At 55.3% G+C, this 26,032-nt stretch carries 19 protein-coding genes; 9 read left to right on the top strand and 10 right to left on the bottom strand.

The features are described 5' to 3' along the window. The first annotated feature begins 122 nt into the window (after positions 1-122). Complete coding sequence (locus OEV49_09575; GenBank protein ID MDH3891319.1) at positions 123-770, top strand: hypothetical protein; 648 nt, start codon at positions 123-125, stop codon at positions 768-770. Positions 771-916: 146 nt separating this feature from the next. Continuing rightward, entirely contained in the window at positions 917-2,785 is a 1,869-nt protein-coding gene (locus OEV49_09570) for an aspartyl protease family protein (GenBank protein MDH3891318.1), read from the top strand. 86 nt (positions 2,786-2,871) lie between these two features. Here the strand turns inward: OEV49_09570 and OEV49_09565 are convergent, their stop codons facing one another. Further along, positions 2,872-3,312 (bottom strand): cupredoxin family copper-binding protein, encoded by a 441-nt coding sequence (locus tag OEV49_09565; protein ID MDH3891317.1) that lies wholly within the window; start codon positions 3,310-3,312, stop codon positions 2,872-2,874. 291 nt (positions 3,313-3,603) lie between these two features. Between OEV49_09565 and OEV49_09560 the strand changes: the two genes are divergently transcribed. After that, on the top strand, positions 3,604-6,201 hold the full coding sequence (locus tag OEV49_09560) for a hypothetical protein (protein ID MDH3891316.1): 2,598 nt from the start codon (positions 3,604-3,606) through the stop codon (positions 6,199-6,201). 233 nt (positions 6,202-6,434) lie between these two features. Here the strand turns inward: OEV49_09560 and OEV49_09555 are convergent, their stop codons facing one another. The 3 genes from OEV49_09555 to OEV49_09545 all read right to left on the bottom strand — a co-directional run bounded on the left by OEV49_09555 (position 6,435) and on the right by OEV49_09545 (position 8,028). Further along, a complete protein-coding gene (locus tag OEV49_09555) occupies positions 6,435-6,908 on the bottom strand; it encodes an NUDIX pyrophosphatase (GenBank protein MDH3891315.1) in 474 nt (157 codons plus the stop codon). A 10-nt stretch (positions 6,909-6,918) separates the two neighbouring features. After that, positions 6,919-7,305: a hypothetical protein gene (locus OEV49_09550; protein ID MDH3891314.1), complete on the bottom strand. Its 387-nt coding sequence runs from the start codon at positions 7,303-7,305 to the stop codon at positions 6,919-6,921. 390 nt (positions 7,306-7,695) lie between these two features. Continuing rightward, complete coding sequence (locus OEV49_09545) at positions 7,696-8,028, bottom strand: HIT family protein (protein ID MDH3891313.1); 333 nt, start codon at positions 8,026-8,028, stop codon at positions 7,696-7,698. A gap of 718 nt (positions 8,029-8,746) precedes the next feature. Between OEV49_09545 and OEV49_09540 the strand changes: the two genes are divergently transcribed. The 4 genes from OEV49_09540 (at position 8,747) to OEV49_09525 (ending at position 14,024) form a co-directional block, all read left to right on the top strand. Further along, positions 8,747-9,496, top strand: coding sequence for a YebC/PmpR family DNA-binding transcriptional regulator (locus OEV49_09540; GenBank protein ID MDH3891312.1), 750 nt, complete (start codon positions 8,747-8,749; stop codon positions 9,494-9,496). Between the two features lie 320 nt (positions 9,497-9,816). Continuing rightward, the gene (locus OEV49_09535; GenBank protein MDH3891311.1) at positions 9,817-10,737 is read left to right on the top strand and encodes a DUF362 domain-containing protein; all 921 of its coding nucleotides are present in this window, start codon (positions 9,817-9,819) and stop codon (positions 10,735-10,737) included. Continuing rightward, positions 10,737-11,876 carry an AmmeMemoRadiSam system radical SAM enzyme gene (gene amrS, locus OEV49_09530; GenBank protein ID MDH3891310.1) on the top strand — a complete coding sequence of 380 codons (1,140 nt, stop codon included), beginning with the start codon at positions 10,737-10,739 and terminating at the stop codon, positions 11,874-11,876. Before OEV49_09535 ends, amrS begins: the two co-directional genes overlap by 1 nt. Further along, positions 11,877-14,024: a hypothetical protein gene (locus OEV49_09525; GenBank protein ID MDH3891309.1), complete on the top strand. Its 2,148-nt coding sequence runs from the start codon at positions 11,877-11,879 to the stop codon at positions 14,022-14,024. Between the two features lie 36 nt (positions 14,025-14,060). Here the strand turns inward: OEV49_09525 and OEV49_09520 are convergent, their stop codons facing one another. The 6 genes from OEV49_09520 to OEV49_09495 all read right to left on the bottom strand — a co-directional run bounded on the left by OEV49_09520 (position 14,061) and on the right by OEV49_09495 (position 21,288). Continuing rightward, positions 14,061-14,960, bottom strand: coding sequence for a hypothetical protein (locus tag OEV49_09520; GenBank protein MDH3891308.1), 900 nt, complete (start codon positions 14,958-14,960; stop codon positions 14,061-14,063). Next, complete coding sequence (locus OEV49_09515; GenBank protein ID MDH3891307.1) at positions 14,957-16,648, bottom strand: 4Fe-4S binding protein; 1,692 nt, start codon at positions 16,646-16,648, stop codon at positions 14,957-14,959. The genes OEV49_09520 and OEV49_09515 overlap by 4 nt, the downstream gene beginning before the upstream one ends. Next, positions 16,645-17,601: a DUF362 domain-containing protein gene (locus tag OEV49_09510; GenBank protein ID MDH3891306.1), complete on the bottom strand. Its 957-nt coding sequence runs from the start codon at positions 17,599-17,601 to the stop codon at positions 16,645-16,647. The genes OEV49_09515 and OEV49_09510 overlap by 4 nt, the downstream gene beginning before the upstream one ends. 48 nt (positions 17,602-17,649) lie before the next feature. Further along, on the bottom strand, positions 17,650-18,888 hold the full coding sequence (locus OEV49_09505) for a PD-(D/E)XK nuclease family protein (protein ID MDH3891305.1): 1,239 nt from the start codon (positions 18,886-18,888) through the stop codon (positions 17,650-17,652). Between the two features lie 65 nt (positions 18,889-18,953). Then, positions 18,954-19,976 (bottom strand): glycosyltransferase family 2 protein, encoded by a 1,023-nt coding sequence (locus OEV49_09500; protein MDH3891304.1) that lies wholly within the window; start codon positions 19,974-19,976, stop codon positions 18,954-18,956. Between the two features lie 142 nt (positions 19,977-20,118). Next, positions 20,119-21,288: a glycosyltransferase family 4 protein gene (locus OEV49_09495; protein ID MDH3891303.1), complete on the bottom strand. Its 1,170-nt coding sequence runs from the start codon at positions 21,286-21,288 to the stop codon at positions 20,119-20,121. A gap of 794 nt (positions 21,289-22,082) precedes the next feature. Between OEV49_09495 and OEV49_09490 the strand changes: the two genes are divergently transcribed. Next, entirely contained in the window at positions 22,083-24,596 is a 2,514-nt protein-coding gene (locus OEV49_09490; protein MDH3891302.1) for a TIGR03960 family B12-binding radical SAM protein, read from the top strand. A 5-nt stretch (positions 24,597-24,601) separates the two neighbouring features. Then, on the top strand, positions 24,602-25,963 hold the full coding sequence (gene rsmB, locus OEV49_09485; protein ID MDH3891301.1) for a 16S rRNA (cytosine(967)-C(5))-methyltransferase RsmB: 1,362 nt from the start codon (positions 24,602-24,604) through the stop codon (positions 25,961-25,963). Positions 25,964-26,032: the final 69 nt, after the last annotated feature.

The raw sequence follows: 26,032 nt of genomic DNA, 5'->3' as shown, positions 1-26,032 counted from the left end.
GGTTTGTTTTACCTGAGATTCTTTTGACTTAGCTGGGCGAAAACCGTATTGTAGTCCTGTAGCCCGGGGAGGTGCTCCGGCGAGGACACAGAGTCTTGAGATCAGACAACACGGAGGATCCAGTGATGAAGAACATGTGCTTACTGATAGTCACCGTTATGCTAATGGCCCTTGCAGGTTGCGGGGATGACGGTGTGTCCACCGGCAACGGCCAGCCGACAGTCACATTTCCACACCGGGTCGGCACCATTTGGACCTATGACTACGAGAAGACCGAGATAAACGGAATCGATACTACGGTTGTCTCAGACTCGGTTGATGTCGTTGTGGTTGGTGATACCTTACTGGCTACCGGTGATTCCGCCACGATCTGGGTTTTTCGCTATGGTCACCAGGCCGTGCCGGACACTCACATTGTTGCCATGGCCGTGGACACTATAAAGCTTGAGTGGGACATCGAATCCCTGTTTGGAACAATGGTGTCCATCCTATGGCCGATAGACACCAGCCTCACCTGGGTCTCAGGTGACAGCCTTACCGACACCACCACTGTTTCCGGACCGGTCAATGTATCGGTGCGGGGTCACAGTTACCCGAACACCTTTTGGATTGAGCGACGCTGGGCGGGCCTGGAAGAAAGTGAACAAACAGATGTCTGGCTGGTCCCGAATGTCGGCATCGTGTGGTATAGGTTTGAATTTGAGCAATCAATGGCGCAGCCGTCCAAACGGATTCAGCGGTGGGAACTGCTGAGCTACGATATGCCATGAGTGAGAATTCTCGTGGCGCTGATCCATCGTGAATGATCGGTGTCGGCTCGCATTTTCGAGTCTCGAAGCTGACAATCCATCGCAACCCGGCGGTGGATGTCTCGTAGTCACTCTCATAAACTATGAATAACAGAGGAAGGTTTTTCATGAATCGCTCACTTGCAATGTCATTGTCGGTTTTGGTAGCATTCGCTCTGTCGGTCCCGACGGTGCAAGGCCAGCTCTCCGATCCCTATGAGATTCTCAATCGTCACTATGAGGCAATGGGAGGTCTGGAGAAACTAAAGGCCCAGAAAAGCTCGTACATGGAGGCGACTATCGATCTCGTGGGTACCGGGCTCAAGGGAACACTCCATCAGTGGTCTGCACCGCCGATCCGCAGTCGTCAGGATGTTGACCTGAAGGTTCTTACTCAAAAGAGTGGCGACAACGGTGAGTATGCATGGAATGTCGACTCGAACGGCAAGCTGCAAATCAGGCGCGATGAGGATACCGAGAAGCAGAGAAAACTGCAGGCCCTAATGGCTGAATTTGATCAACTCGAACCCAATTCGCAGACATTCAAGGTAACGCTGGAAGGTTCCGACACAGCGGCCGGTGTCGATTGCTACGTTGTGCAAATCACCAATAGTCTTAACGAAGATGTGTCCAGGCAGCATTACGATAAAACCACTTTCATGCTGCTGAAGACTGTCGCCGTTTCACCGCAGGGTGAGAGCCACACCTGGTTTCTGGATTACCGCGAGGTCGACGGCATAATAAACTCGTTCAAGCAAGAGTCGATCACACTGCCCGACGGCATGAAACAAATCGTTATCGTCACAAAGTTGGAAATCAACCTGCCGGTTGAGGCGTCGATTTTTGAGCCACCCGTCTCCGATGTCGAGGACTTCCGTTTCACTAACGGCCGTGATGCCTTGAGCATTCCATTTGAGTTCATCGAGAACCATATCTACCTGCCGGTCACGATTGGCGGCAAGAAACGACTGTGGGTACTGGATACCGGTGCCAGTGTGACCGTCATTGATAAAGCCTATGCGTTGGAGCTGGGGCTCACCCTGGAAGGACAGATCAAAGGACAAGGGGCGGGCAACCTGGTCGATGTTTCGTTCACCAGGCTGCCACCGTTTGAATTGGCCGGGCTTGAATTCGACGAACAGCGGGCGGCTTCGATCGAGGTCGCGAGTTTGTTCGATCGTTGGTTGGGCATGGAAGTTGTCGGCATTCTCGGCTACGATTTCCTTTCGCGCTTGGTGACCAGAGTCGACTATGCCAATGAGACACTGTCATTTTATCATCCGGACAGCTTCACTTATCATGGTGACGGTACCATCCTCGAATCGCCTATTTCACAATCCAATTTCTTCGAACTGCCGGTGTCAGTCGACGGTAAGCACGGCGGCAAGTGGATGCTCGACCTTGGCGCCGGCGGCATGAGTTTCCACTATCCCTACGCAGAGCAGAACGGCATACTCACAATGTCGGGAGTCGACGGCCTCGGCCACGGCGCCGGTGGTTCCCAACCAAAACGCAGCCTGCAATTTGAAACTATCGAGTTCGCCGGTCACACAATTGCTAATCCCATAGTGGGGACGCCCTTGGTGAAGGGGCAGGGCGGCTTTGGCCACACCGACCTAACCGGCAATATCGGTAACACGCTGCTGCGTCACTTTGTCCTGTATCTCGACTACAAGCGTGAGCAGGTGATAGTTGAAAAAGGTGACAACTTCGCGCACGTTTTCCCCCGTGACAATAGCGGAATGCAACTGGAAAACAGTGAGTCCAACCAGGTCAGAATAATCTTCGTGGCCGACAACACACCGGCTGCTCAGGCGGGATTCAATGTCGGCGATGTCCTGTTGGCCGTGGACGATGTTGATATGGCCGGAGTCGGTGGCGTCCTGGGTGTCAAGAAGCTGTTGCGGCAGCAGGCGGGCACGAGCTTGTCGGTGGCCATCAGTCGCGGCGACGAGAAAAAGAAACTTACTCTGACGCTGGCCGACTTGTACAACTGAGCCGGCGAGGTCGAGGGAAAAACAGAAGCCGACCCGCTGAAGAGCGGATCGGCTTTCTTACTGTCGCTGTTAATACAGGGTCAGTCTCAGGCAGGTATGGCGCTTTGCTTGCGCCGATAGACAAAGTACGCCGCTATCACCAACAGCAGTATGAGCAGGGCGGTGCCGTATGCCGACAGGCCCGGCACGGGCGCCGCCTCGACAATTATCACGGCCTGCATCGAAGGGTGTATCGCACAGTGATACGGATAGGAACCCGGTGTGTTGAATGTGCGTGACCAGAATTGTCCCTGATTTAATGTACCCGAATCCCACAAAGGGGCGTCAGAAGTACTAGTGTGGGGTGCTACGTCCTGGTTTGTCCATTTGACCTCATCACCTGCTGTGATTACCAGTGTGTCAGGCACGAATGTGAACCCTGAAATGTCCACATCGACCGTGGCGGCCTGCGATGTTGGCGCCATTAAGACTGCCGCCATTAGGACAACGGCGGTGGTAGCCAGTGTTTTTGTCGAGAGTCTGAGCATGTAGAACTCCTTGCTGTTAAGTAATATGTTCCTCGAATTGCACTGCGTATCTTTTCGCGATTTCGATGGTCGACTGATTCATCTTCTGTCTCAGCTGCGCCTGAGAATTAGAAGTAGTTAATGGGCTTATATACTCGATATACGTACCCATTAACCGGAATCGCCAACAATAGTTCCCCGGTTGCTCGTTTTCTGAAGGTGCAGGGCCGGATTTCATTAGAGCTTTGTTGCTCCCCAATCGCTATATTGCCATGCGAAAGAAGAGTTTCATTTAGAGTTGATGGTTCTCTGATGTGCAGACAGATTCTATATCTATTGATTTGTGGGATGGTCTCCACCGCTACCGCGCGAACGGTGAGTGACACGCCCAGTGGACGCCATCTCCCACGATCATTGGCATTGGCCGCGCCGGCACACCAACTGGCGGCGCATCGGATAGGTAAGATATCCCTGGCCGTGGCCAACAATGGGACGTTTGGCCGCGAATATCTGCCCGGGCCCAGCATTGACTGGTACACCGGTGAGGAAATCGGTTTCTCATGCGAGTATCCAAAGGGTTCTCGGGTCAACTATCTGTTCGGCGGCGCTTTTTGGATCGGAGCTGTGGTCGGGCGCGACACTCTTGTCTCGGTCGGTGCCGACGGTTGGCAGCAACTATATGAGATGTTCCCCGATCAAGCGCCGTTTGGCCGGATGAAGCATCGTTCGATCAAAGACCCATCCAGACCGGACTTTGAAGGTGCCGTCTCTGAGGAGGATTTTGTTGCCGTCTACACCGATACTTTCACCGACGGTATCCAAAATGACTATTTCGGGCGAGTGCACCGACCGCTGAACATTGAAGTGACCCAGTCCTCTTATGCCTGGTCGTATGCCTACGCTGAGGACTTCGTTCTCTTTGATTACCAGATTCAGAACATAGGGACCCGGACATTGCGTGATGTCTACATGGGTATCTACGACGACTGTATGATATGCTTCGATTGCTTTGGGCTACTGCCCGGTTTCACCGATGACCACAGCGGCTTTTTGCACACCTATCCCAACCAGTACGGCTCATGTGTCTTTGAGGACACGGTGAACATCGCCTGGCAGGCTGATGATGACGGTGACCTCGACTTGATCTACAGCGATGGCGGCAAGCATCCAACCGATGATGTGGTGGCAATGCGCATCGTAAGAACGCCGGCTGAGGAGTTGGACGTCAGTTTCAACTGGTGGATCGGCAACGGGAATGCAGCCCTGGACTTCGGCCCGCGTGAAAAAGGAAATGTCGGTCGTCTCGATGAACCGTTTCGCGACTTCGGCACCGGTGGCCTGGGAACGCCTGAGGGGGATGTGAACAAGTATTACGTAATGCGCAACCGCGAGTTCGATTACAACCAGGTCTTCACGGCAGCCATCCAGACCAATGACACGCTCTGGCTACATCCCAATCCGGAACAGGCAGCCGATTTTGCCGACGGTTTCGACACCCGCTACCTGCTGTCGTTCGGACCCTTCGAAATTCGCCCCGGGCAGACGTTACCTATATCGTTTGCCTATCTGGCCGGGGAGAATCTCCATCGAGACGTAGGCAACAGGGAGAACCTGCCGGATCGACCTGATCTGTATATTCAGAATCTCGATTTTTCCGACCTGGCTCTCAACGCCATGTGGGCGTCGTGGATCTATGACAACCCGGGGGTGGACACCGACGGCGACGGTTTCTCAGGGAAGATACGTATCTGTTGCGAAGATTCCACGATAAGGCTCGATACGGTAAACGAGGACCCGATTCAGGTCGACACGACCTGGAGTTTCACCGCCTGCGATACGATTTTCTATGAAGGCGACGGCGTGCCGGACTTTCGCGGTGCAGCGCCACCACCGGCGCCGGAGTTTTGGGTGGATACGCGCCCAGGTGCCTTAACCGTGCACTTCAATGGTCTCAGATCGGAAACAAGCAGGGACGCCTTTTCACGCGAGTTGGATTTCGAGGGATACCGTATCTATCTGGGACGTGATGAGCGCGCCCCCAGTTATCAGATCATCGCATCGTTCGACATTGAGGATTACAATAAGTTTTTCTACGACCGCACCGTGCGCCCCCGGGCTGCGTACAGACTGATGGATACTCCGTTCTCGCTGGACGAACTTCGCTGTCTCTATGCCGACTCATGCGGTGATACTCTGTTTGATCCTATGGCTTACACTCGCTCGCGACCATACGTGCATCCGGAGTTTTCGGACTCCGTGTTCTATTTCGAACCGCAGGACTACAACGTGAGCCGCCTGGGTGTTGACACCCCCATCCGTAAACTCTTTCCGATGCAACCACCGCCCTCCAGCCTGAACCCCGATTCGGCACAGTCGGATGAGTTAACAGCCGCCGGTCGTTTGAAGTACTTCGAGTATGTCTTTGAGATTGAGAACCTGCTGCCGACGGCGTCATATTGGATCAACGTCACCGCCTTTGATTATGGCTCGCCGCTGTCCGGTTTGGCCTCGTTGGAAACATCGGTTACGGTTGGGGCTGTGGAAGTGTACGCTCAGAGTTCCTGGAACGACATACAATCCGAAAATCTTAAGGCGTATGTGTATCCGAACCCATATCTGCTTGATGGCGACTATCGGGGACGCGGATACGAGGGGAGGGTGGAATCAGATCACCCCCACGACCGAACGCGCACGATCCACTTTGCCAACGTTCCACCGATTTGTACTATCCGCGTTTTCACGATCGATGGCGACCTCGTGCGTGAGATTGCGCACAACGACGGTACTACTCACGAGGAGTGGAACCTGATTACACGCAACACTCAGATGGTCGTGTCGGGTTTGTACTATTGGACGGTTGAGAGTGCCGATGGCGCCGTTCAGATGGGGAAGCTGGCGATTATTATGTAGGGTGATGCAATCTGGTAGGTCGAAACCCCTGACCCGAAGGTGTCGCGAAGCGAGGTTTCGACGTCTTTCTGTCGCAATGCAGAACCGAAGAATCCCGCGCCGCGCGGGATGTCGAAACCCGCCTGCGGCGGTCCTACGGACCAGGGGTGTCGACCTACGGTTTTCTTTAGGTGTGATACACCTCCGATTGATTCCCCGCCCCGTACAAGGTCTTGGGCGGCCACCCAACATCGTTAAGTGCTGTTTTGATGGGGTTGTGTCAACCGGTAGTTCAGCTCCCACAGTGCAGTGCGGTTGTCATCCCAACTCAGCAGTTCTCTTGCTGCGTCATAAGACAGCCAACGATACTCGGTGTGTTCCTCGGACAGTGTAAGACTCGCACTCTGGAGCCGAACGGCAAAGCAGTGCTGAGGAAGAACTACTACGTCATCACCCCACAAGAAGCCGCACACCGCATCGACCGGAAGTGTCGAGAAACTTTCCAGTTTTGTGAGTTCCGATTCGACCGGGATACCTGCTTCTTCAAACGCCTCGCGCCGGGCTGCTTGTTCGGGAGTTTCGTCATCTTCGCCGCCACCGGCGACAGGTTGCCAGTAACCACCGGTTGACGCATCCCGTTTTAGCAGCCCGTACAGAATCTCATCTTCGTCGGTGATCCGGTAGGGGAGAACCAATACTTGGAATGGAGCGCGGGCCACGGATTCAATCACTCGCCACTCAAGGTTCTACATCGTACAGCTTGGCCTGTTCCCACTCTTCGCCCAGGACGGAACCGGCGATTTGATCGGCCTCGCCCACAAACTCGCTCGGCACTAGCACCATGAATCCATCACTAGTCAACTCCTCCGATACCGACCCCATCTGACAGTTGTGTGTGCAAGGTCCGTTGTCGGATAGTAGCACTGCCGGGATGTCGTTGGAATGCAGCGCCTCCACCACTACCTTGGAATGTTGCATCGATGACAATAGGGCCAGTCGCACCCAATCATCGTAACTATCAGACTCTTTCGACTTATCGCGAAGTTGACTGACAAGTCGTTCGTTGCAGTCGGGGCAGACGGTAACAGTCTCTAAGTATTCGTAACGACAGTTGGGGCAGAACATGCTGTGTACCTCGTCATTCGTGCCAAGCTTACCCGGAAGATAGCAGATTATTCAGAGACCGTGTAGTAGAATTTGGCCAAACCTCACCCTGAGCACCCCCAACCTCACCCTGAGCGGAGTCGAAGCATGATCGTTCTTGTGCCCGCGTAATCTTCAGATCGCGCGGGAGTAGCTGAGACAGTAGGGCGGAACCCTCTCAGCGGTTCCGCCACACCGGTTCCGCTGGGTCCTGCACGCCGTAGGCGGGTGTGACCCTGCGGCCAGGGCGGCAGAACCAGACGCGGTTCTGCCCTACTCGTTTCAACCAATCAGTTTTGTCACCCCGAGCGGAGTCGAGGGGTGAGCGCAGCACGGTGGCGCGGGTCTCGACATTGAGCCCCCTTTCTAACCTCACCTCAGCACGAACGTCAACTTGTCCGCGCCGCGGTTGGACTTGAAATGAAAATGCACGTGCGGCACTTCCTGCCCCAGACCGTTATTGATCAGAATCTGAAAATGGTCACTGATACCCAACTTTTCGGCGATCATCTTGGCCGTCTGGTTCATCATGGCGAGTGCTTCAGGCGGTGTCTCGTAGAAGTTCTTGTATTCGGTTTTGGGGATGATCAACAAGTGCACCGGCGCTTGCGGACGATGGTCGGCAATTACGATCACTTCGTCCGTTTCATGGAATACATTGGCGGGCAGTTCGCGGTTTATTATCTGCGTGAATATAGTGGGCATGGTGGACAATCCTCATTCTGTGTATAACAATGTCAGACGGAAAGAAACAGAGAGTAGACCGGTTTAGGCAAGCAGAAACAGCTGCTGCAGCCCCCCAACTCCCTCTTGCCAAGTAAAGGCTGATTTGTTATTCTGAATGGCTGGAATCTGTCATCTTGGTGGACTTGGCAGGTCTAAAGACAGACCTACCTATGACTGCCACGCGCGAAGCGCGAAAGAGTGGCTTGCCGCCTGGCCTTCGCCAGAATGACAGATAAGATGGATTCCCGCCTGCGCGGGAATGACAAGGTCTGGGTGGCCCACAGCTTGCTGTGGGAGCCGTCGGTTCACACGCCTGCTAGCGCAGCCGCAAGAACCGACGCAACAGAGAAAAGAGTGGCTTGCCACCCCGCCTGCTCGGGAATGACAAGGTCTGGGTGGCCCACAGCTTGCTGTGGGAGCCGTCGGTTCACACGCCTGCTAGCGCAGCCGCAAGAACCGACGCAACAGAGAAATGAGTGGCTTGCCACCCCGCCTGCGCGGGAATGACAAGGTCTGGGTGGCCCACAGCTTGCTGTGGGAGCCGTCGGTTCACACGCCTGCTAGCGCAGCCGCAAGAACCGACGCAACAGAGAAAAGAGTGGCTTGCCACCCCGCCTGCGCGGGAATGACAAGGTCTGGGAGTGACGTATAGTGTGTTGAGTATATGAGAATGTTCAGATAAAGGGAGATTGAACCGATGTCAGGTCATTCAAAATGGGCGACGATTAAACGCAAAAAAGGGAAGGCCGACGCCGAACGCGGCAGAGTCTTCACCCGGCATATCAAAGAAATAACCATTGCCGCCCGTGAAGGTGGCGGCGATCCCGACGGCAATCCCCGCTTGCGCACGGCCATCGCGGCGGCCAAAGGGTCCAACATGCCGGCCGACAATATCAAACGGGCAGTCATGAAAGGTACCGGCGAACTGCCGGGCGTCACCTACGAGTCGATCAACTACGAAGGCTATGGCCCCGGCGGTGTGGCCCTCTACATGGAAGCGTTTACCGATAATAAGAACCGTTGCGTCGGCGAGGTGCGTCATGCCCTCACCAAGTACGGCGGTAATCTCGGGGCCAGCGGATGCGTGGCCTGGATGTTCGAAAAGCAGGGTCTGATCACGATAGACCTCGATGCGGTCGATGAGGACACGCTCATGGAAGTGGCCATGGACGCCGGCGCCGAAGATATCAAGAGCGAGTCAGGGTCCTACGAAGTGATCACGCAGCCGGCCGATGTTGACGCAGTCCGTTCGGCTATCGAGGCCAAGGGCATTCCGATGGTCTCGGCCGAAGTAACCATGATTCCCAAAGACTCGGTCAAGCTCGAAAAAGAGTCGCAGGCCAACTCGATGATGAAGTTGTACGAGATGCTTGAGGACCTTGACGACGTTCAGAAGATCTATGCCAATTTCGATATCTCCGAGGAGCTTCTGGAAAAGCTGGCCTGACGGATTGCCCCAGAACACCCAAAGCGTCATTGCGAGGCCACGCTCTTCGCGTGGCCGCGGCAATCTCCCTGGAAGATGCGAAGGTGCTGTCAGGCGATTCGCCTGACGGCAATATGGCGAACTATAGGTGTCGGGCGGATTCGTCGCGACACCACATGAGATTGCCGCTCTCGTCCCTCGCCGGTGGCGGGGGACTCGTTCGCAACGACGCGGGATAGAACTGTTTCAACTCTCGCATGTCGCCCGGGGACAATCAACAGCCTACTGTTACGAGTCAAAAAGGGGTTGACAGGCATGGCCCCCTGCATACTATAATCTGTATGAGCCAAGTTGTTGTAGTCAGGCATGAGGCAGGGATTCGAGGCGACCGATTGAATCTCGCCCAATATAAGCAACTGGTCTCCAGTGGTCTGACCACTCTAACTAATCAAACGTCGGTGATCGCAGCTATTCAAAAACTGCTACCCAAGGGTGCGGTAGGTCTGAAAACGAACTGCCTGACCGGGAAGTTCAACTCGACCCCGGTTCCGTTGGTTGGTGCTTTGGCTGATATTCTTGAGAATGCCGGATGGCAGCCCAACGATGTCGTGGTGTGGGAGCGCACCAGCCGCGAGTTGCAGCAGGCTGGATTTGAGCTGAACGCCTCGAATCTCGGCCGACGGTGTCTGGGTACCGATGCCAACGGTGTCGGTTACGGTTATGAGTTCCATAGCGCGGGGGAGTCCTCAAGTTTGATCAGTCGCATCCTGGAAAGTGCTGTGACCGGCAACATCAATCTGCCGGTGCTGAAAGACCATTCAATTGCCGGTCTGTCCGGTGGTATGAAAAACATGTTCGGAGCCATTAACAATCCGAATAAGTTTCATGGCAACAATTGTGATCCGCATGTGGCCGATGTTTCGCTTATGGTTCCTATTCGCACCCGGAACCGCCTCACTATCATCAACGCCGTGCAGGTGCAGTACAGCAACGGACCCGGTTATGATCCCGGCTTCATAGCTCCTTATGGTGGCATCGTGCTGTCCGACGATCCTGTGGCCGTTGATCGTGTCGGTCTTGAGATTGTGGAGCACTGTCGCAGGGAGGCTGGTTTGCCGTCGCTTGAAAAAGCGAATCGTCCGGCCAGGTATCTTCAGACGGCGCAGGCTCATGGTTTAGGTACGGCCGACATATCGAAGATCGACCTGCGGGTGCAAGTGGTGAACGACAAGGGTCGCATACAGGAAGGGAAGCTCTTCTGATGGAGCGGCGTCTATTTCTTAAGTGTATGGGGTCTGCTTCGGCAGTTGCTGCGGCTTCGCACTCGGAACTCTGGCCGGAGCTGCTCGGGGGTGTCCAGAACGTCTGTGCTTTTAACAACGGCAACAATCTGTCGTCGGTGGAAGCACGGCACTACAAGAAGCTCGACGAGGGTGGAATCGAGTGTCGGCTTTGTCCTCGGCACTGTCGCATCACCGATCTTGAGCGCGGCTACTGCGGCGTTCGTGAAAACCGAAAGGATACCTACTACACGCTTGTCTACGGTCGACCATGTTCGCTGAATATCGATCCGATTGAGAAAAAGCCGCTGTATCATTTCCGTCCGGGGACCAAAGCGTTTTCGTTGGCCACGGCCGGATGCAACGTGAACTGCAAGTTTTGTCAGAACTGGGAGATATCCCAGGCGCGTCCGGAGCAGATAGACAGCGCGGATCTCCCGCCCAATGAGCTGGTCAAGGTTTGTAAGGAGCGGAGCGTCCCAACGATAGCGTACACTTATTCCGAGCCGGTGATTTTCTACGAGTACATGTATGACATCGCTCAACGAGCTCATGAGCAGGGTGTATCATCGGTCATGATAACCGGGGGGTATATCGACAAAGAACCTCTGGCCGAATTGTGCCTGCAAATGGACGCGATCAAGGTCGACCTGAAGTCGTTTCGAGAGGACTACTACCGAAAGATCGTCAACGGTGAACTCGGGCCGGTATTGGACGCTCTGATACAAATCAAAAAGGCGGGAGTGTGGTTGGAGATAGTCTACCTTGTTGTACCCACGCTGAATGATTCCGACCAGGAGTTTACCGATCTCGCACGATGGATAAAAGGCAATCTCGGCTGTGATACTCCAATTCACTTCTCCCGTTTTCATCCGCAGTATTTGCTGCGTCACCTGCCGTCGACGCCGCTTGAAACACTTGAACGCGCCCACGCTATCTGCAAAAGTGAAGGCTTGCACTACGTCTATCTCGGAAACGTTCCCGGTCACGCGGCCGAATCGACCTACTGTGCCGGATGTGACAGAGTCCTGATAGAGCGACGCGGCTATCGCATTGTCAGGAACGATCTAAAAGTCGGCAGATGCCAACACTGTCGGCGCCTGCTCCCCGGAGTCTTCTAAATGACCAAGGGCAAACCGTTCCTGCTCGGCTTCTTTTCGGTCGCAGGACAGGTGCTGCTCTTGCGTGAACTTGTCTCATCGTTCAACGGCGATGAATTGTTCATCGGTCTGGCTTTGTTTGGATGGCTTTTGGCGGTAACTCTTGGTTCATATTTGGGCGGACGTGACACCCATCAGCCCGGAGCCGTTGCTTTGTTCATAGCCGGGTGTGCAGTCTTGTGCGTGTTGATACCGGCGGTCAGATTATTGCCGCTGTTTGTCAGCGAGGTGGCCGGACAGGTTATCCCGTTCGCTACCGCCGGAGCCATGGCTATACTTGTGATGTTACCGCCGGGCCTGATATCAGGCTGGTTGTTTTCGGTCATTGCGAAGGAGGGATGGGGCAGTGAGGGCGCCGTCGTAACCGTCTATCTGTGGGAGGGCGCAGGAGCCTTCGTGGGCGGTGTGTTGATAGCAATGTTCAGCCGAGGTGTCCTGTCAAATATGGCTTTGGCTTTGGCGGTTGTTGTGGTCGCCGTCGGTTTCCTGACGCTGAATCATAGGGAGAGGTCCCTTGCGGCCACGGCGCTGTTCACACTGATCACGACAGGCCTTCTGTTCGGATCGGTATGGATAGCAGGGCGGATTGATAGTGCTCTCGACGGCATAAAATACCAGCCCTACCACGTGGTGCAGTCGTTCGACACCCCATACGGTCGGCAGACCGTGCTTTCTCGTGACAATATGATCGTACTTCTGACCGACAACAAAGTGGAGGCGGTGCACCCGGATGTGCGGACGGCGGAGAACCTGCTGTTGCCGGCCATGCTCTACCAGCCAATGGCTCGTGAAATCCTCTACTTCGGTCGCAGCGAATTCGGACTGGCTCAGTTGACGTTGCGCCTGGAGCCGTTGCACCTTACCGCGGTAGACCCACGTCGAAGCCTGAATGGGCCGGCCGAAAATGCAACATCTTTTGGGGGCGGAGTGACCCGCCTGACCGACGATCCACTCTCGTTCATTAACGAGCGGGCCGGGCGTGAGCGATTTGATGTGATAATCATTGATGCCGGTGAACCGGACAATTACCAAACCAATCGATTGCTGACACCGGAATTCTTTCGGCAAACACAGCGGCTCCTGACGGAAAGTGGGTTGCTTGTCATTCCCACAGCATACGACACCGACCGATATGTCAGCGACGATGTGGCGGCCTTGCTCTCGATTATTCGAAACAGCTTAGCGGCGTCTTTCGATCAGGTCGTGGTATGGCCGGGGGGGGAGACTTTGTTGATGGCGTCGAACGCTTCGTTATTCGGAGTAAGTACAGACAGTCTGGTTGTTCGCATGAACAGGCTTGAGTACGACCCGACTTTCCTGAGCGAGAGCTTTCTTCGTGATCGGCTCAACGAATTCAAACGGGAGCGGCTTACCTCCGCATTGTCATCGGACTCCGATGTCAACAGCGCAGCCAGACCGGTTTTGCCGCACCGGCAGGCGCTGTACCGTTCGACGGGCGACAGGGATCGATTGATCTTGTCGTTCTGGCTTGAACAGCCATACGGATATACGCTGGGACTAGTGCCTATCTTCGGCTTGTTAACCTACGCATCTGTCGGTCGGGATCGTCGTCGTCGATTTGGCCTGTTTATGTACTTGGTGGCCGGACTTATCTCTATTTCTCTGGAACTGCTTTCGTTCTATGTTTTTCAGACCACCGCCGGATCGCTCTATTCGGAACTGGCCGCACTGGTCGGCTCCTTCATGCTTGGTTTGGCCGTCGGAACGTATTACGCCCAGCAGTTGAAAAGCAGACACCTGGAGTATCCGGCGCTTGTGGTCCTGATATTAGCAGGCGCCATTTTCGGTTTGACATGGAATCGCATCGAACCGTCAACGGCCATTGGATACCATCTGCTTTTCCTGTTCGTCATGGCTCTGGCCACCGGTTCACTTTTCGTGGCCGCCACCCGGCGTTACTACGAGAATCGTCCCCTGCGCAACCGAGGTATCGGCTATGCCGTGGAGGTCTTGGGCTCGGCTATCGGAGCGCTTCTGACGCTCACTCTTTTGTTGCCGATGTTGGGAGTTACAGGACTGCTCGTGACTCTCGAACTCATTTTGGCCGTCGCCTTGGTGGGTGCGATTATCACCGCACGAAGCTACTGATCCGAAAGGATGCTCAAACGGTCATCCGGTCATATCCTATTGGATTGCGTCCAGCCAATCATCCAGGAACGCCTGATGTTCAACGGAGAAACCGACCATGCCGACCATTTGGCCGCCCTTAATACCGGCTACTATCTGGCCATAGTAGCTGTCGTTGATACCGATTGCTTTGCCATCGTCAAAGGTCAGATCAGCCGGGGCGTCAACCAGCTTGCCCGCTTCTTCTGCCCGGTGGGACCACTCCAGCAGCTTGGCGCCCCCGTCTGCCTGACACAAGAACAGAGTCACCACCGAGCTGTCCATTTGGTAGTCACGGCAATACACCGAGGTCAGAAAACTCTGGCCAAGATACGCCTCGGTGAAGTACTTGGCTGATCCGTCGACTACCTCTGCCGATGGAAACGACTCAAAAGCGGTCGGCAGTTTGGTTGCGCCGGGGAGTTGTTTGTTGATCTCATCGGCGAGATTGATCAAGGCCAGCCCGGTCTCGTCCGAATCGTCGTAGCCTATCACGCGCACCAGAAGATCCCCTTTGACAAACTCGATTTTTGACGGCGCCAAGAATCCCTCCACCCCCAGCCGGGTCAAATCTGCTTCATCCGGTCGCAGCATGGAGTAGAGTCCAAAGGCGTTGAGCGGCGAGTCGAAACGATAGAGGTCCACGACCATTTCGGTCGCGCCTTTCTTGTAGTCGGCGGTGGCCACTTCCTGGAAACCATATAGATGGTACAACTCAGCGCCGCCATTGATATACTCATACAGGTCCTGTCCCACGAACAGACGCGGTGGGGCAGCCCGGTCGATACCGACGGTGGCGTAGGCCTCAGCCAGGTGGTCAACGGTTGCCGTGTCGACTTCAGTCTGCTCACCTGAGCAAGCAAGAGTGAGGGCCAATAGGGCTATGGCGACAAGAATGACTCGACATGGACGTATCATGGCGTTTCTCCCGGTGGAATTGTGGTCGGTTTTTTTCGTCTTAACAGAATCTGGTTGTCCGGCGAACGCGATTCACCCACCGATGTCACGTAGACAGCCGGTTGGTCGACCACCGGACAGGCGAACTCGCAGGCGCCGCATCCGGTGCAAAGATCGGGGTCGATATAGGGGCGTTGGACACGCACTTCCTTGCCTTGGCGGTCGGTTACGAGTTCCTCTTTTAGGTAGACGGCTTTGGGGGAGGTCGGGCACCACTCTTCGCACACGATACAGCGAGTGGCCATCGCCCACGGCAGGCAGCGACCACGATCGAAGAATGCGGTGCCGATCCGGTTCGCCGGCGTCTCTTTGTCACCGACTTTTTCCAGAAGAGTGAGTTCTAAGATAGCACCGGTGGGGCAGACCTGCCCGCAAAGTGTACATGAAGGTTCGCAGTAGCCAACTTTTGGAATCAAGATAGGTGTCCAAACACCTTCCAGACCGGACTCCAGCAGGGTGGGATGCAGGGCGTTGTTGGGACAGACACGCATGCATTGGCCGCAGCGAATACAGCGGGCGAGAAAATCATCCTCGATCACCGAGCCGGGTGGGCGAATCAGACGCGAGTCGGCGTTGATTTCAAAAGAATCGCCGGAGCGCAGCATAGGGAAGAGGGCAGCCCCGGCAGCCAGCGAGGCAACGGTCTTTCTTTTGGTGATATCTACTCGTTGATTGGGGGGTGGATTTGTCCTGGTGCCCTCAAGCGTCGGGAAAAACTTGAAGTCGAGCGAACCCTGCGGACATGCCGCCTGACAGTTAAGACAGACATGACACTCCGTCTGACGCCAGCGTGTGCCCACATCCGGATTGTCAGCACCCTGACAACTCTGGAGACAGAGGTTGCAATGGTCGCAACTCTTCTCATCCTTCTGCAGTCCGAAAGTCGCATATCGCGAAAAGATACCTAACATTGCACCCAGCGGACAAAGACCTCGGCACCAGAACCTGGTGAACACTCGGTTGGTAACCACGATGCCACCGAAGAGAATCGCAATACTGACGATGCCGTGAAAATGTACCTGTCGGAAATTCAGCAGGAATGGTGCGAACATATCGTAAACAAACTGGGCGGCACCGGACAGCGGTTTGAACCCGAAGGATTTCACCCAGCCCAGCACACCATCGGCTGCGGCATGCGCTGTCGGCAACACTAAGGTACCTATGGAACGAGCCATCAACGGTAGCGGGTCGAGCAGACCGGACTGCAGAGTGCCGAACAGGGCGGCAGCGATCATGAACAGAAATATGTAGTACTTGATGCGCTGGTACTTCTTGTAGCGATTCGATTCGATTTTTCCCTTACCGCGAAAGCTGATTCGTTCCGAGCGTATCTCGGATATCCAATGATTCAGCGTTCCCAAAGGGCAGACCCAACCGCAAAAAAACCGACCAAGGAAGATAGTGGGGATCAAGACCGCCAGGGACCACAGCAATCCCTTGAAGAGAGTACCGTTGGCCAGCAAAGTGGTCAAAGCGACCAGGGGATCGAATTGCAGGGCGATAGATACCGGATAGGGAAGAAAAACCTCAGACACTGTGTCGGGACTAATGGCTACTTCAAAATTGGTCTTAAGTACCAGCCAGCAGAAAACGCCAAAAAACGAAACCTGCGAAAAACGTCTTAGGTTCCTGACCGTTCCGACTGTCATCCAAGGTTCTCTTTGTATCCGGCCGCACGGTAATCGATCAAGCCGAGTCCGGCCTTTTCGGCCTGCACGATGTGCGCAACATCAGCCGCCGCCAGCCCCAAAAACTCAACCGCTCGGGCATCGGCGGCAACTTGATCGGTGGCACAGATCACCGAATGTTCGATGTTGACATCGTCGAGCGATCCGCCCTGCGGTCCCCCGCGCATCAACACACGGGTAGCGTCGACCACCGTCAAGGTGGGACGACTGAACATGGCCAGGTCGACTATAGACTGGTCTATCTCCTGATGAAGCTGGTTGCGTCGACCGCCGAGGATGCCGTACAGGTTCTTCATGCCCACGGTGCACATGGACAGCGAATGATGCTTCACGATCGGCATATTGATCAGCCGATCGGTTTCTACAAAATGTCTCAGCACCGGCCAACTGGTGAGCAGCCTGCCCTTAAGGTCCATCACCAGGTAATCGTCCTCGACCGCAAGAATAACCTTGGCGCCTGCTTTCTCGGCTGCTTCTTTGATTCCCGAGCGCAGGAAACACCGGCGGGCTTCGTTGCAGGTCACGTCGGTAACAATTACTTCAGCCGCTCCCGCGTCGAGACATTGCCTGACCATCTCGCCGACCAGCACTGGCGAGGTGTTGGCCGCCTGAGCGGCGGTGCGGTCCCAGCCGACGTTCGGTTTGACCGTTACCCGCTCACCTGCCCGGACAAAACGCGCGATACCGCCAACAGCATCAAGTGCATCTCTCAGGGCGAGGACATGATCCTGGTTGCGGCTGAGTGATATCTGGGGATAGGCGTTGTCCGGAGCAATCTGGAAGTCGGGTTTGTGCACGATTGGTGGTTCATACTTGAACCACTCCCGGTCGTGAAAGAACCATCCGCCACCGACACACACGGCTGCCAGACCGGTGGCTTGCGAAGCTCGCTTGATAAATTCGCGTCTTTTCACTCGATCGATGCCTTTCGGTCTGATGCGTCCGTTTTCCTGGAGGGGCATCTACTCATCTTCGGGGTCCGTCTGTTGAAGAGGTTTGGCGGTTATTCGTGACTCTTCCTCTTTGCACACGAAAGGCGCCAGGGCCTTACGTTGTTCGTCGGTTAGACGCTTGGTGGCGCAGAGTTGTTTAAACAACGCTCGGGCATTCAAGTCAAAGTACTCATCGAAGCCCATCTCTCGCGCCAGAGCCGACAGCGCGGCGAAACCGTCGCTGTCGCGAGTCTTGGTTATGAATTTCTCCACGGTACCCAGTTTCACACCAACGTGGCCCAGGCTGCCGACCATCTTGGTGGGGCCACCGTCGCGTACTACCTGGCGGAGTTCCTCCTTGAGTGCATCCATTTCTGCCTTGGCCTTGTTGCTCTGTGAGTACAGAGCAAGATAGCGATCAGCCAGATCGGCCAATCGCTCGGCCTCGTTGGTCCCGTCGGGAGGATGATCGTCGGGTTGTTTCGCCAACATTCGCTCATGCCGTTTGGCCGGGCAGTACGCCTGATAGTCGCAGTAGCGACACATCGGGCTTTCTTGAGCCGGGAAGTTCTGGGTGCGATCGGCCTGATGAATCTCCATGACCACATTGCGGATATCCTCGGTCAATAAATCAAGATCGTCGATAGTCATGCGATATCGCACGATCTCATCCTGGCGCAGAAAGTGCTGTGCCACTTCGATGGTCTCATGCTGTGGCCAGGTCGCCCGCACGGCCAGTTCGTAGATACCCATCTGCCATCGGTAACCCTCGTCTTGAGGCCTGGCAATCGTCATCCCGGTTTTGTAATCGCAAATCTCCACTGTTCCGTCGACGCGACGCCAGAGTTTGTCGATGTAACCGCGAACCTTGAACGGCGTGTTGGGAAGTTCAAAACTGAGATACAGCTCCGTCCCCAGAAGTTTCCCGAAGTTGAACGGCTGGTATTTCTCATAGTGCTGCCTCAGCATATCTTCGCCGATTCGAATATAGTCGTCGACAGTATAATGCTCGCTCTGCACCTGCAGATGGGCCAGATCGATTTTGTTCCACTCAGTTTGGTATTCGGCCACAGCCTCTTCAAGAGGCATGACTATCTGGTCGGCGCCCAGCTTGTAGAGTTTTCTGAGGATTCGGTGGACCGCCGTTCCGAGATAGGTGTCCGGCGTGATAACCCTGGGGACTTTCAGTTTGTCGACGTATCTAAATTGAAACTGTTTCGGACAACGGCGAAAACTTCCAAGGCTTGAATGGCTGAAGGTCGTCAACATGGCCACAAGATAGCGCGACGAATTCTTATACGCAACGTCAATCGCGAACGGTTCCCACGGATCAATTATCGGGGCCGTTGTTTGTTGAGCAGCTTGCTGACGATTTCATAGAGAAAGCCGAAACCAAGGCCGAAATGAATGGTGGGGAAAACCAAAGGACCATGGAGCAGGCAGCCTACGTGACGATGTCGCTGCGACAGATAGGCCGAGTAAAAAACGACCAGGAGCAGGTACAGACCGATGGCCGTCCTGAACCATGAGGCAGCCCACGATGACACCAGGGAGACCAGCAACAATAGACCCAGCCCGGCCACTCCGGAGGCGGCCAACGACATGACCGGCGAAAAGAGTTTGTGTTTTTCGGCCAATCGAAACCGGCCGCGTCCATACCGCACCATTTGACGCCACAGACCGCCCAGCGATGAGCGCGGATAATAGCACACCGTTAGCTTCGGCGAGGTCCACGCCTTGAGACCGTGCTGATGAACCCGATAGTTGAAGTCGACATCCTCGCAAGCGTCGAACGATTCATCGAAGGCACCAACCTTCTCAAACACTTCTCTCACATACATGGCGCCGGACGAAGTGGGATCGACCTGGGCCTCAATATCTGAGTATATCTCCGAGCCCGGCTTGTGGCCCAGCCCCGAACCGCGACAAAGAGCCACGGATTTTTCAAATTCATTGATGTCCGGCGGCGTGAGCGGTTGGGGGCGACACAGACAGGCGGCGCCACTGCTTTCAAAGAGACCCACCATGTCTTTAAGGAGCGTTTTGGAAGGCAGGTGAGTGTGGCCGTCCAAAACCAGAATAAACCGGGAATTCGAGTTCCGAGCCCCCACGTTGCGGCCGGCCGATGACAGCCGTTTGGGATTATCCAGCAGTTTCAAAGATCCGAACCGATCCTTGAAAGTACTTACGATTTCCCGGGTCCTGTCGGTCGAGCCGCCGTCGGCAACGATCAACTGCACTCGGTCCATCGGATAGTCCTGCATGTAAATCTGGTCCAGGGTGGTGCCGATATGTTTCTCTTCATTCAGTACCGGCATGATCACGGCGATATCAAACTGATGAGCATCGGTCGTCATAATCTCAACGTCCGTCTTTGGTCAAGCGACTAAGCGTCGGTCCCGGACCGAGCGTACTTCTCTCAGCCGATAGTACATTGGATAGCGGATAGGTCCAACAAAAAAACCTGGAGCGCAGGAAGAGTGAAAAGCCAGTATCGGTCTATGTCTGTTGGTGCGAGTGGTGACCGGCGGCAGCGGCAGTGGCAGTGCGACGTGTCGTGCGCAGTCTTCGATAACAACTCGACCACCGTCGGCCGATCCTGGACCAGGTATGATCGGCCACAGAGAGTCGGGCGTTTTCGGTGAGTTCGCCGATCAATCGAGGTGTTTCGACCAGCTCGATGATGCGGTCGGCCAACGCGCCCGGGTCGTTCTCACGGTAGGTCAGGCCGTTTCTACGGTCAACGATCAACTCGTCCCGATAGAATCCTGCGGCCGACACTACCGGGAGCCCGGATGCCATGGCTTTTTTCATCGGTCGCAGCCCCCCGACGACCGAGGAGTTGACAAACATGTCTGCTTCGGCATAATATGAAGATGTCTGCTCGGCGGTGAGTGCGGCGGCGACAGTGATGCTCGATCGTGCGCCGTCGCCTGTCAGTTGTCGAGCGGCGTCACCGTCCGAGTCATCGGCAAGCACCGTCATTTCGGCTCGTGGGTATTTTGCTTTCACAGAGTTGAACGCTCTTACCACACATTCTGTAGCGCTCCGATCAGCCTGCGAATAAACTGTCAGGACTTGCGGTTGCACCGAGTTTACCTTTCTGTCGGTGAACTCAGAAGGCGCCAACGCCTCAGGAATCTGTTCTACGTGGACACCGCGCCGGGCAAGTATGGTGGCCGCATGTTCCGATGTCACGACCGCCACGGTACATAGACCCAAAATCAGCCGGAGGGCCAATGGGGGATGTTCAAAACTCTCCTCGTCGATACTGAAACCAAGGTCGGCTACGACCGCTTTTCCAAAGAAACGCGCAACCAGTGTTTGACCCACGGCCAACATTGTCCAGGCTTCGGGTTCGGCCAGGTTGCAGTGGACGATTTCGCAGGAGGGTACTGTGCGAACAAAACGTCTGAGGTCTAAGGCGCCGGCGCCACGGCGATGCCTGGCGCTGGAATCGGCTGAGTGATCGATCTTGTGTAGGCGATTCTGGTCGTCCAGGAGACCTTCAAGCAGGCTGAACCGTACTGCTCTGACGGCCGACCGTGGCCGCTTGTTGGTTACCAACAAGACCTGAGGGGAATCGTCACTCTTTGTACCATGATCCACCGGGCCGCCCAAAGCCAGTGAGGACAGGAGCAGGTTGGGTTTTGTGTTATTTCGCTTCATTCCAGTCTCGAACAGCTTCCTAAACGTCTAAGACCTTGTACTCATTTCTTCGGTATGGGTTGACGGAATATTCAATATTTCACGCAGGTCAGCCTGATTGGACTGAAAAAAAACGCGCCGTTGTGTTGGGTCTTGATCCCGCCGAAGGCGTGACGGTGACCCGACACACGATTAGAGTGGTGTTGGGCGATCCCGCCCGACACCTGGTATTCCAACTGCAGCGAAGCGACAGGTGGGTTCCCTTTGAACAGATAGAATCCCACCCGCCGCAAAGCCTCTGGGTGGGGTACCGTGAAGAATCCCGCGGCCATAAATGGCTTTTTGGGCGCGGGATGTCAGGACCACAAGGGGTCCTGACCTACGGCTGTGCGGGCTTTTGACCAGATAGGTTTCCACCCGCCGCAAAGCCTCTGGGTGGGGTGCCGAAGAAGTGAAGAATCTGTTTCCCACAGCAAGGGGTCTGTTGACAAACCCACGGAATCGTCATTTTGAAGAGCGCCTTGCGTGCCGTGGCAATCTCAATTCATTGTACACCTGTCATGCCGAGCGCAGTCGAGGCGTGAGATTGCCGCGCTCCTCCGCCCCGCCTGCGGCGCGGATCGCTCGCAATGACGGCCACCGGGGATTTCCAGCAAGGCCCAATCTGTCGGCCACTCTGCTTCAGACTTAAGGAGCGAATAGCGCGAAAAAGCAGGCTTGCCTGCTTGCCTGCAACCAAGTTCTCACTTGCCCGCCCGTTGCGATTCTGGTATCGTACAGCAAGTGAACTGTGAACGAAGCACGTATTGACTGGTATGCGACCTCTAATCGAAGAAAAGCTGCTGCCCTATGTGGTCAAACCGGGCCGATATGCCGGCGGTGAGCCGGGGCAGATCGTCAAAGAGCCCTCAGGTCGTGTCAACTACCTGATAGCCTTTCCCGACAAGTACGAGATCGGTTCATCCTACTACGGTTTACAGATTCTCTATCACCTGGTCAATTCAGACGACCGCTTTTTGGCTGAGCGCGTCTTTGCCGTCGATCGTGACGCCGAGGAAATCATGCGACGTGAGAACATCCCCCTGTTTTCGCTCGAGTCCACACGACCGGCCGGAGCTTTCGATGCGATTGGTTTCACCCTGACCTACGAGCTCGTTTCCACCAACGTGCTGGCCATGCTTGACCTGGCCGGGATACCGCTGCGCGCCAAGGACCGTCTGGATGACCATCCGCTGGTTTTCGCCGGTGGTCCCGCCGCCTACAACCCGGAACCGATGGCCGGGTTCATTGATCTTTTCTTCATAGGTGACGCCGAAGACGGTTTGGTCGAGATGCTCTCGGTGCTTCATGATATGAGAACGGCAACACGCGAGGAAAAACTGACCCGGTTGGTTCAAGAAGTCACCTCAGTCTATGTGCCGCGCTTTTATGACGATCAGGGTCGACCCACGGTAGATTTCGCTCCGGCCAGGATCCAAGCTCGACTGATGACTGACCTGAAACCAACCAACTACCCCAGCCAACCGATAGTCCCACTCATCGAAACGGTGCATCCACATCTGGCTGTGGAGATCATGCGCGGTTGTCCTCAGGGTTGTCGTTTTTGTCAGGCCGGTCCCATCTACCGACCGGTACGGGTACGTTCGCAGAACGACATCCTTCAGCAAATATCCACCCAAATGAGCACAACCGGATACGACGAAGTTTCACTGGTATCTCTATCGTCATCCGATTATCCCCAGATCGACCAGTTGGCCAACACGGTGTCACGCAGGCTCGAATCGCAGCGCGTTTCAATAGCCCTGCCCGCCTTGCGGCCCGGCACGATTAGTGCCACGCTGCTGGATGCAGCCAGCCGTGTCCGCAAGTCCGGTCTGACCCTGGCGCCCGAAGCGGGCACGGAACGTCTGCGCGCATTCGTGAGAAAAGATGTTACCGACGCCGCCATCTATGACACTATCCGGCTGGCCTACGAAAAAGGCTGGACTACGATCAAGCTCTATTTCATGATCGGCCTGCCGTCGGAGACAGAAGAAGACCTGCGCGGAATTCTCACAATCCTGCAGGAGATATATCGCATCGGACGTGAGTATCCGGGTCGGAAGACGATCAATATAACTCTGTCTCCATTTGCGCCCAAGCCGCATACGCCGCTGCAGTGGGACGAGATACTATCCGTGGCCGAAACACTGAACCGTTTGCAGTTTATCAAGCGCAACTGCCGCGTACGTGGGGTCAACTTCAAACACCACAATGTCGAGTCTTCGCTTTTGCAGGCGGTTCTCGGGCGTGGTGATCGACGGTTTGCCGATGTCATCGAAACGGTATTCAAAAAGGGGGGGCGCTTCGACGGCTGGAGCGAGGATTTCGATCACCAGCTTTGGTTTTCCGTTTTGGACGAGAATGGGATAGACCTCGACTCTTGTCTAAAACCGATTCCCTTCAGCAGTGACCTACCCTGGGCGCACATTGCCAAGGGTCCGACGGCTGAACATCTGCAGGCGGAACGGCAGCGCACTTCCAACCAGTTAAAGAGGCACGATCCGGTTTCGTCGAATGCTGCCCCCCAACCGCGGAGCGAACCGTCACCGACTTTCGGCCGGGCCAAGAAGAAAGTAGCCGGACGAAGCACTCTCTCGGCGCCGACCAGAAATCGAGTCCGTCTGCGCTGGGGGAAAACGACGCGGTTGAGATACATGTCGCACCTTGACAACATGCGCGCTCTGGAACGGGCCATCAGAAGGGCGTCGGTGCCGGTCGCCTACAGCCAGGGATTCAATCCCTCGATGAGATTGTCGTTCGGACCTCCTCTGCCTTTAGGATTCACTTCCGGGTCCGAATATGTCGATATAACTCTTGAAGAGAATCTTATGCCTGATATGATACAAAACCTGAAGCGAACCATGCCGGATGGTATGGAGATTCTGGATGCCAAGGTTGTCTATGGTAAGCCCCAGTCTCTATCGGCGGCGTTAAACAGAGTGGTCTACGTAATCTCTGAGAACGCGAGGTTGAACGCGATGGGCAAGGACACCATCGCCCGGCAGATAAGCGCTCTGATGACGGCTGAACGACTCGACGTGGAACGTGAAACTAAATCTGAAGTCAAGACTGTCGATGTCCGTCCGGGAATCTATGATCTCACCTATCAAAACGACCGGCTGGAAATGGTGCTGGGTGTCGGCCAGTCTGTCTACGTGCGCCCGACCGAAGTGGTCAGGCTGTTGCTTCCCGACCTGGGTGAAATGGTGCCGGCCTTCACGTTTCATCGGCAGGATATGTACCGGATGGAAGATGACGGATCAATCCGTCCGGCTATGGAGTTGTGAAAGCTATGACAGATACGGCCAAAAGTCCAGCATCGCACAAAGTCGATCCGGTCCGCGCCGCGGCGCTGCAAGCCTTGGTCCTGATCCAACAGGGAGACCAAACCGACTATGCCGTCAGTAGCGTGATGGCCGAAAAGGAATTCCGGCCGCTTGATCGACGCTTTCTCATGCAACTGGTCAATGGCGTGACCAAGATGCGGCGACGGCTGGACCACGAGATCAAGTTCTACCTCTCCCGGCCTTCGCGAGACTTACCGCTGATGCTGTCCAACATTTTGCGCCTCGGTCTCTATCAACTGCGCTTCACCGACCGAATCCCCGATGCTGCCGCCGTTAACGAGTCGGTCAATCTGGCCGCCCACATGCTTGACCGGTCCCGGGCCAATCTTGTCAACGCGGTTCTGAGAGCCAGTATCCGTGAACCGAATAAAGTCCAGTATGTCGACTTTGAGGAGGAGCCGGTAAGGTTTCTGGGAGACTTTTACAGCTACCCGGACCACTTCGTCGGGTATTGCTACGAGGAATTCGGCCTGGAGCAAACCAAAACATTGCTCGAACGTTACAACCGTCCACCGCAAGTTACCTATCGCGTGAACTACCTCAAGTCCAAGCCGGACGAGGTGGCCAGACTTCTTCAGGAAAACGAAATCGATTTTTCGTTCGGCAAGTATTTGCCTGAGTTCATACATGTCGAATCGGGCGGTCTGCCGATGGAGGCTGAGTTGATCCGGACCGGCAAAGTGTTCGTACAGGACGAATCGGCCGGGTTAGCCGTGCGTCTATTGAATCCCCGACCCAACACTACGGTGGTCGACCTAACTGCGGCGCCGGGCGGCAAGGCAACCTACGCTGCCATACGCATGCGCAACCGGGGACGGGTGACGGCTGTTGACAAATCGCATCAGCGGCTGGTGCCGTTGGTCGAAAACGCGCATCGTTTGGGTATCAAGATCATCGCGCCCGTTGCATCCGATATGCTCGAATTCAAAGCCGGGCAGTTTGATCGAGTATTGCTTGACCCGCCCTGTTCAGGATGGGGTACGGCCGGCAAGAACTCCGACTTGCGCTGGACCAAAACCGAAGAAGACATCACGCACCTGGCCAGGATTCAGAAACGTATGCTGGATCATGCCTCGACGCTGGTCAAGCCGGGCGGTATTCTGGTATACTCCACCTGTACGATTATCCGCACCGAGAACGACCAGGTTGTTGAGGAGTGGTTATTGAAGCATCCCGACTTCGAAGTCGATTCGGCCGCTCAGTTCTACGATGATACCATTGTCACCGAGCGTGGATTTGTCAAGACCTATCCAACGCATGAAAAGCTCGATGGTTCTTTCTGCGCCCGCCTGAAGCGCCGGGCGTAGCGATAAATCACCTTTTTGCGCTTCGCGCGCCCCTTCTGTCATGCCGGACTTGATCCGGCATCCAGTTCT

This window comes from Candidatus Zixiibacteriota bacterium, from assembly GCA_029860345.1.
In the GTDB taxonomy this organism is placed as follows: Bacteria; Zixibacteria; MSB-5A5; order GN15; family FEB-12; genus JAJRTA01.
This window is presented reverse-complemented; position numbering and strand designations above follow the sequence as displayed.